6 protein-coding genes and 1 tRNA gene are annotated in these 7994 nt (G+C 63.3%); 3 read left to right on the top strand and 4 right to left on the bottom strand.

Translation table 11 applies throughout. The features are described 5' to 3' along the window. Window positions 1–342: 342 nt before the first annotated feature. Complete coding sequence (locus VMJ11_RS22525; protein ID WP_325621924.1) at window positions 343–1179, bottom strand: DUF6387 family protein; 837 nt, start codon at window positions 1177–1179, stop codon at window positions 343–345. Window positions 1180–1290: 111 nt separating this feature from the next. Beyond that, a tRNA-Pro gene (locus VMJ11_RS22520) sits at window positions 1291–1367 on the bottom strand. A 251-nt stretch (window positions 1368–1618) separates the two neighbouring features. Between VMJ11_RS22520 and sixA the strand changes: the two genes are divergently transcribed. Together sixA and VMJ11_RS22510 are read left to right on the top strand one after the other, a co-directional pair. After that, the gene (gene sixA, locus VMJ11_RS22515; RefSeq protein WP_325621921.1) at window positions 1619–2083 is read left to right on the top strand and encodes a phosphohistidine phosphatase SixA; all 465 of its coding nucleotides are present in this window, start codon (window positions 1619–1621) and stop codon (window positions 2081–2083) included. Window positions 2084–2293: 210 nt separating this feature from the next. Then, window positions 2294–3112, top strand: a complete 819-nt coding sequence (locus tag VMJ11_RS22510) for a GNAT family N-acetyltransferase (RefSeq protein ID WP_325621919.1) — start codon at window positions 2294–2296, stop codon at window positions 3110–3112. A gap of 93 nt (window positions 3113–3205) precedes the next feature. On the opposite strand, the gene ppx is transcribed toward VMJ11_RS22510, so the two are convergent. Beyond that, complete coding sequence (gene ppx / locus VMJ11_RS22505) at window positions 3206–4795, bottom strand: exopolyphosphatase (protein ID WP_414694452.1); 1590 nt, start codon at window positions 4793–4795, stop codon at window positions 3206–3208. A gap of 212 nt (window positions 4796–5007) precedes the next feature. Between ppx and ppk1 the strand changes: the two genes are divergently transcribed. Next, window positions 5008–7071 (top strand): polyphosphate kinase 1, encoded by a 2064-nt coding sequence (ppk1, locus tag VMJ11_RS22500; protein WP_325621915.1) that lies wholly within the window; start codon window positions 5008–5010, stop codon window positions 7069–7071. Window positions 7072–7164: 93 nt separating this feature from the next. On the opposite strand, the gene phoR is transcribed toward ppk1, so the two are convergent. Continuing rightward, a partial coding sequence (gene phoR, locus VMJ11_RS22495; RefSeq protein ID WP_325621913.1) for a phosphate regulon sensor histidine kinase PhoR occupies window positions 7165–7994 on the bottom strand: 830 nt, incomplete at its 5' end.

Genomic DNA, 7994 nt, shown 5'->3' with positions numbered 1-7994 from the left:
CAGGCGTCACCTGAAAAAGGTGGCTTCATCATCCAGGACGCAAAGGCAAGGATAGCGACAGGTCAGACCGGCAGCGGGCGAACTCGAAGGACTGTCAGGCGCTACATTCCATGTATTCGCCGTGACCTGGATGGAGTCCTGCTGCGCGGTTACTATCCGGGCCCGGGTGCCGGTTGTGATGGGCGCCCAGTAAGGCCGTTTATAGGCATGCAGTCTGGTCTCGCCGCCCCTCCGTCCCGTGTTCCCTCTGAGGAGGTCAACTGCAATGCAGGAGCTTAACGAATGACCATAATGACCAACTAAACCCAGCTTGCAAAAACAGGGAGGTCCTTATAGGCAGTCCTATGACGATAGGCCGTGGAGAGCGTGGAATGTATCGAAGCTAATAATGTGGTCAGCCGTCTTGGATAGCTGGTCAAGCAGATCTTTCGGGGATGGTCGATCTTTGAAGTCGAGCAGCCTGACGAATTGTTCGCGGCTGATCCGTCGCCCGGCAAGGTCTGCATATAGCCGAAGGTCGAAGTAGGGCAGTATGCGGGCTTGATGCCACCGTAACACCTTCGTGCTGTAGTCGCCGCCCTTAACGTTCGCGTTGGCGTGTTCTCGCCATTTTGTAAGCCAGTCCTGAAAGTCTGACCTGAGCTGTGCGTCTGTAGCCCGCAAATCGACGGTCAAATGGGCGAAGGTTCCGGAGAAGACCGTCCTGTGCGGCAATAGTAGCTCGTCGATTGCGGCGTTGACGTGCGGACGATCGAGTGAGTCCCGATCCGCAGGGGGCAAAATCGTCGTCTCTATTCGACCCGTGAGGTCTGCGGAGTCGGCATTGGTGTCATTGGGGCTGTAGTCGTCCTTGTACGACGCTGCGACCTCGTCGAGAAGCCAACGCATCCGATTGAGGGTGAGGGATTTTACGGAGGGCATGTCGAGCTCATGTCCTGATTTCCATCGGTATGAAAAACCCAGCTCACAGAGCGGGTCTTCTTCTAGTTTCTTAAACAGCGTGCGGACGACATCAAGGTTTTCAGGGTCTCGTCGCAAGAGCTGAAGATTCGCTCGGTCAAGAACTAGCTGCGCCCACCTCTGCGGGCTCGCTTTTGCCAGTTCGGCATACTTCTCAAGTTTGTACCAGGATGACAGGTCGCTATCGCAGACGTAATCGGTTTTTTTGGGTCTAGCCATAGCGTGGCATTCGTAGACAGGTGTTGATCATGATGCACCGGTGTCGTAGCCCCGGCGTAACCCCAAAAGAAAAGGGGCTACAGGCCGAAGCTTGTAACCCCTTGATTCCATTGGTCGGAGCGATAGGATTCGAACCTACGACCCTCTGATCCCAAATCAGATGCGCTACCAGGCTGCGCTACGCTCCGACGAATCAGAGATTGTATCGGCTCAGCGCCTATTCCGTCAAATATGCGTTCACCAAATCGATCCGCAGCAATCGCCGCAGTGCACCTTGCCGACCTCTCTCCTCGCGTGCAACATGTGACGGCAAACGCCGCGCAGCATGCAACCAGCCGAGCGCACGCACGCCTTTCCAGCAATTGCAGCCATCTGCATGGAACCGGAGCAGGCGCTAACGCGCCCACTCTGGTCGACACACGACACACCGGAGCCGCCAATGCATCTCATCCTGTGGCGCCACGCCGAAGCCGAAGACGTGGCAGCGAGCGACCTCGCCCGCCAGCTCACCACGCGCGGGCGCAAGCAGGCGCAAAGCGTCGCGCGGTGGCTGCGCGCGCGCCTGCCCGAAGACGCGCTGATCCTCGCCAGCCCGGCCGCGCGCACCATCCAGACCGCCGAGGCGCTCACCGACCAGTACCGCGTCGAGCGCGAGCTCGCACCGGACGCGAGCGTCGAGCAGGTGCTCGCCGCCGTCGGCTGGCCTGAAGGCCTCGCGTCGACGGTGGTGGTGGTCGGCCATCAACCCACGCTCGGCGAAGTCGCCGCGCGGCTGCTCTCGGGCGGCGCCGATTCGCGCAGCTGGGCGATGAAGAAAGCCGGCGTCCTCTGGCTCGCGAGCCGCGAGCGCAACGGCGACGAGCACGCCGTCCTGCACGCCGCCATCACGCCCGACCTCATCTAGCTCCCCCCTTCTGTCCTCCGGGCCGCCTGCGCGCGGCCCGGCGCGGCATGACACGGTTGTCGGCCCTTGGCCGAAGCACCGACCACGCACCCGCCATTCCCACCCGCCTTACATGACGTCATCGAATCGTCATTGCATTGCCATGTAAACGTAACCGCTTATTACTACATTGGCCGAAAAAGTTCCCTTACCTTTCGACCAGGACGCCCCATGCGAGATCTGCCGACGCCCTCCCTGCCGTTCGCCTCGACGTTGTTCGAGTCGAATCGGCGTCTGCCGCGCGCCGAAGAGACGGTCACCGCGCAGCATCGGCTGCAGGTGGCCTGGGCTCGCAGCGACGAGGAACTGCGCGAGGCGCAGCGCCTGCGCTACCGCGTGTTCGCCGAGGAAATGGGCGCACGCCTGACCGGCCCGGCCGGCCTCGATGTCGACGCCTTCGACGCCTACTGCGACCACCTGCTCGTGCGCGACCTCGACACGCTGAAGGTCGTCGGCACCTATCGCGTGCTGCCGCCGCACCAGGCGGCGCGCATCGGCCGCCTCTATGCCGAAAGCGAATTCGACGTGTCGCGTCTCGCGCATCTGCGCCCGAAAATGGTCGAAGTGGGCCGCTCGTGCGTGCATCCCGACTACCGCAGCGGCTCGGTCATCATGTCGCTGTGGGGCGGTCTCGGTGCCTACATGACGCACAACGGCTACGAGACGATGCTCGGCTGTGCGAGCGTTTCCATGGCCGACGGCGGGCACTACGCGGCGAACCTGTATTGCGCGCTCGACGCGAACGCGCTGACCGCGCCCGAATACCGCGCATTCCCGCACACGCCGCTGCCCGTCGACGAGCTGCGCACCGGCGCCCCCGCCGTGCCGCCGCCGCTCGTGAAGGGTTATCTGCGTCTGGGCGCGAAGATCTGCGGCGCGCCTGCCTGGGATCCGGACTTCAACACCGCCGACTTCCTCACGCTCTTCCGTCTCTCGGAGATCAACGAGCGCTACGCGCGCCATTTCCTCGGCGAAGCCGCGGGGCGCTGACGCCGCATCCGTCGTTCATTGGACGAAAAAAAAGCCCGGCCATATGAGCCGGGTTTTTTTAGTGGCGAACGCGCGCCGCGCGCCCACCACTACTCACTCGTCCGCATAGACCACGCGATACGGGATGCCGATCTTGCCCCACTCCGCCGCTTCCTGGACGAGGTTGTAATCGGTCAGCGGATTGTTCTGGACCCAGGTATTCGGCAGCAGCACCTCATAGCCATTCCCCTCCTGCTCCACCTTGATGCTCGGCAGGCCGACATCGGCGCGGCGGCGACACAGCAACGCCGCGAGGCGCAGGCAGAAAAGCAGCGGCCATTCCACGTCGCGCGTTTGCGAGAGCTTGCCGAGCTTGCCCACGTGGCCGAGCACGAGCGCGGCAAGGCGCGCCTGGTCGGTGCGCGAGAAGCCGGGCATGTCGGCGTTGCTGGCGATGTACGCCGAGTGCTTGTGATACGCGCTATGCGAGATCGACAGCCCGATCTCATGCAGCGACGCCGCCCACGAGAGGAACATGCGGTTCTCTTCGCGCCGCTCCTCGTCGGGCTCTTCGAACTGGTCGTAGAACTGCACGGCCAGCTCGCCGATACGGCCCGCCTGCGCGCGATCCACGCCGTAGCGGCGCATGAAGCCTTCCACCGTGACCGTGCGCATGTCCTCGTGCTGCGCGCGCCCGAGCAGGTCGTAGAGCACGCCCAGACGCAGCGCGCCGTCGGTGGTATCGACATAGTCGATGCCGAGCTCGTCGAACACGGCGATCATGATCGACAGTCCACCCGCCAGCACCGGCACGCGATCGGGCTTGAGCGCGACGAGCTTGAGCCGGTTCACGTTCTCGGCCTTGATGATCGCGCGCTTGAGGCGCTCGAGGCCACCGCGCGAGATGCCGTGCGTCACGCCCGGATCGTTGAAGCCGTTCGCCTCGACGAGTTCCGCGAGCGCGCGCGCCGTGCCCGAGGAGCCGATCGCCTGGTCCCAACCCGTCTTGCGGTAGTCGGAGGAAATGATCTGGATCTCGCGCGTGGCTGCGAGCTCGGCCTGGCGCATCGTGTACTCGTCGACGTTGCCCGACGGAAAGAATTGCCGGCTATGGCTGACACAGCCGATATAGAGGCTTTCCATGCGGATCGGCGTGTAGTGCGCGCCGATGATGAACTCGGTCGAGCCGCCGCCGATGTCCACCACGAAGCGCTTGCCGGCGCTCGCCGGCACCGAGTGCGCCGCGCCCGCGTAGATGAGGCGCGCTTCTTCGCGCCCCGCGATCACTTCGATCGGGAAGCCTAGCGCCGCTTCGGCCTCGGCGAGGAACTCGCGTGCGTTCTTCGCGACGCGCAGCGTGTTGGTCGCTACCGCCCGCACCGTGTCGGGATGGAAATCGCGCAGACGCTCGCCGAATCGTTTGAGCGCATCCCAGCCGCGCACCTGCGAGGCGCGGTCGAGCAGCTTGTCTCTCGAAAGGCCGGCCGCGAGGCGCACTGGCTCGCGCAGTGCATCCACCGGGTAGATCTGGCTACCGGCGTCGGTTTCTTCGACGCGGCCAACGATCAGACGAAAACTGTTCGAGCCGAGATCGACAGCGGCAAGCAGTTGGGGATTGGTGACCATCGAGGGGGCAGGCTCCGTGCGTGCGAACGCGGCCATGCGGGCTTGCTGCGCCGCGGCCGCACTGTCCAAATGCGTCATTCTAAGCGTAGCCGACTTCACGTTGTCGCTCCTCGCATCGTCCCGCATGGCACAGTTTCATCCACTGTGCATGTTCGCAACGCGACTTGTCGATTTCGTGAAAATGCAGCGTAGAATTTATGACACACCGAATGTCACAATAAAGTCATATTACTGTGAGAATTTCCGAGCGTCCGTTCGAATCACTCCCTGACATTCCGTTTTCATTGCCGATGTCCATCCGCTATCCATTACTCAATCGCGAACTGGGCATTCTGGGATTCAATGAGCGCGTGCTAGCACAGGCGTCCGATCCCGCTGTTCCTTTGCTGGAGCGCTTGCGCTTCATCTGCATCACCAGCAGCAACCTCGACGAATTCTTCGAAGTCCGTATGGCCGGGCTTCAGGAACAGATGCGCGACAACCCAGGCGTCCTCTCGCCAGACGGCATGTCGCTGCAGCACGTGTACGACCTCGTGGTCGAGCGCGCGCAGCGTCTCGTGCATCGCCAGTACCGCATGCTGCACGACACCGTGCTGCCCGCGCTCGAGCAGGAAGGCATCTATTTCCACGGCACCGACGCCTGGAACGAGGCACAAACCGCCTGGGCGCGCAAATACTTCCTCGACGAACTGCTGCCCGTCCTCACGCCGATCGGCCTCGATCCCGCGCACCCTTTCCCGCGCGTGCTCAACAAGAGCCTGAACTTCGTGGTCGAACTCGAAGGCAAGGACGCCTTCGGGCGCCAGGCCGTCATGGGCATCGTACAGGCGCCACGCGCGCTGCCGCGCCTCGTGCGCATGCCGCAGGAGCTGTCCGGCTTCCAGCACGGCTTCGTGCTGCTCGGCTCGTTGCTACAGCGCTTCGTGGGCGAATTGTTCCCGAGCCTCGTCGTGCGTAGCTGCAATCAGTTCCGCATCACGCGCAACAGCGAACTGTTCGTCGACGAAGACGAAATCACCAACCTGCGCGTGGCCCTGCAGGGCGAGCTGCCCGCGCGCCACCTCGGCAATGCGGTGCGGCTCGAAGTGTCGGCGGAAACGCCCGCGCATCTCGTCAAGCGCCTGCTCGACGAAAGCGGTTTGAATGAAAAGGACTGCTATTTCGTCGACGGTCCGGTGAATCTCGTGCGCCTCATGCAGTTGCCCGAGATGGTCGATCGCCCCGACCTGAAGTTCGTGCCGCACGTGCCCGCCATTCCGAAGCGCATCGCGTCGAACAGCAACCTGTTCGACGTGATCGATCAGGGCGATGTGCTCCTGCATCATCCGTACGAGAGCTTCCAGCCGGTGCTCGAACTGCTGCTGCAAGCCGCAAACGATCCGAACGTGGTCGCGATCAAGCAGACCATTTACCGCACCGGCACCGACTCGCCGCTCATGGACGCGCTCATGCAGGCCGCGCGCAACGGCAAGGAAGTCACGGTGGTCGTGGAGCTGCTCGCGCGCTTCGACGAAGAGACAAACATCAACTGGGCCTCCCAGCTCGAAGCCGTGGGCGCACACGTGGTCTATGGCGTGGTGGGCCACAAGTGCCACGCCAAGATGATGCTGATCGTGCGCCGCGTGCCCGTGAACGGCCGCATGGTGCTGCGCCGCTACGTGCACCTCGGCACCGGCAACTACCATCCGCGCACGGCGCGCCTCTACACCGACTTCGGCCTCATGACCTCGGAGCCGAAGATGTGCGAGGACGTGCATCACGTGTTCCAGCAGCTCACGGGCATTGGCGGCGAACTGCAGCTGCATGAGATGTGGCAGTCGCCGTTCACGCTGCACCCGAAGCTCATCGAGTCGATCCGCGCCGAAGCCGAGGCCGCGCGCGCGGGGAAGAAGGCGCGCATCGTCGCGAAGATGAACGCGCTGCTCGAACCGACGGTCATCGATGAGTTGTACGAAGCGTCACAGGCCGGCGTGAAGATCGATCTCATCATCCGTGGCGTGTGTTCGCTGCAGCCCGGCGTGCCGGGGCTCTCCGAGAACATCACGGTGCGCTCGATCGTCGGGCGTTTTCTCGAGCACCATCGCATCTACTACTTCTATGCGGGCGGCAAGGAAGACATCTATCTGTCGAGCGCGGACTGGATGGATCGCAACCTGTTCCGCCGTGTCGAAGTGGCCTTCCCGATTCACGACCGCAGGCTCAAGCGCCGCGTAATCGCCGAAGGGCTTTCGACCTTCCTCGGCGACAACCAGTCGGCGTGGCTCATGCAGAGCGACGGTCACTATCGGCGCCGCCGCGCGGGCAAAGCCGTGCGCAATGCACAGTTGAGTCTGCTGGCGAAGTTCTGCCCATGAAGGTGTGAAGCCCGCGGGTTGTGAACGCAAAAAGCAAGACGCAAAAAAAGCCGCTCAGTATGAAGCGGCTTTTTCATTTGCGGCAGCCGATTTTCACGCCGGCGCCGGCTGCCTTCTCGTCGTGCGCTTTGCCGGAAAGCGCACCGTGAACGTACTGCCCCGCCCTTCCTCGCTCTTCACTTCGAGCGCCGCATCGTGACGTTGCAGCACGTGCTTCACGATCGCAAGGCCCAGCCCCGTGCCGCCCGTGTCGCGCGAACGGCTGCGGTCCACGCGGTAGAAGCGCTCGGTCAGGCGCGGAATATCGGCGGCCGGAATGCCAAACCCGGTATCGGTGACTGAGAACACCGCGCTGCCGCGCTCCGCGCGCCAGGACAGATGCACCGTGCCGCCCTCGGGCGTGTAGCGCACCGCATTGGTTGCGAGATTGCCGAGCGCGCTCAGGATCTCGCTTTCAGAGCCCGTGACGCTCAGCCCGTCGTCGAAATCGGTCGTGATGCGATGATGGCCACCCGAAAGGCTTTCGGCGTCCTCGCGCACGTGCCCGAGCACCGCGCGCATGTCGACCATCTGCTCGTCCGGCAAACGCGCCTCGCCTTCGAGTTTGGCGAGCACGAGCAGGTCCGTGACGATGTGGCGCATACGCGAGGCCTGCTGCTCCATCAGCTCCAGATAGCGGATGCGCTCAGCTTCCGAGAGCGGCAGCTCGCGCATCGTCTCGAGGAAGCCGGAGAGCACCGTGATAGGCGTCTTCAGTTCGTGCGAGACGTTGGCCACGAAGTCGCGCCGCATGGCGTCGGTGCGCTCGAGCTCGGTGATGTCCTGCGAAAGCACGAGCTTGCGGTTCTCGCCGTACGGGAACACCTGCACGGAGATCACGTTCTGCCGCTTCGTCCCCATGCCGCGCATGATGAGCATGTCCT

Source organism: Paraburkholderia sp. (genome assembly GCF_035501035.1).
Taxonomy (GTDB): Bacteria; Pseudomonadota; Gammaproteobacteria; order Burkholderiales; family Burkholderiaceae; genus Paraburkholderia.
Note: the sequence above shows the minus strand (reverse complement) of the source record. Positions and strands in the feature narration are given on the sequence as shown.

Coding starts and splice junctions, on each gene's coding strand:
- sixA (WP_325621921.1), top strand. CDS start 1,619: ATGCATCTCATCCTGTGGCGCCACGCCGAAGCCGAAGACGTGGCAGCG.
- ppk1 (WP_325621915.1), top strand. CDS start 5,008: ATGTCCATCCGCTATCCATTACTCAATCGCGAACTGGGCATTCTGGGA.
- VMJ11_RS22510 (WP_325621919.1), top strand. CDS start 2,294: ATGCGAGATCTGCCGACGCCCTCCCTGCCGTTCGCCTCGACGTTGTTC.
- VMJ11_RS22525 (WP_325621924.1), bottom strand. CDS start 1,179: ATGGCTAGACCCAAAAAAACCGATTACGTCTGCGATAGCGACCTGTCA.
- ppx (WP_414694452.1), bottom strand. CDS start 4,795: ATGACGCATTTGGACAGTGCGGCCGCGGCGCAGCAAGCCCGCATGGCC.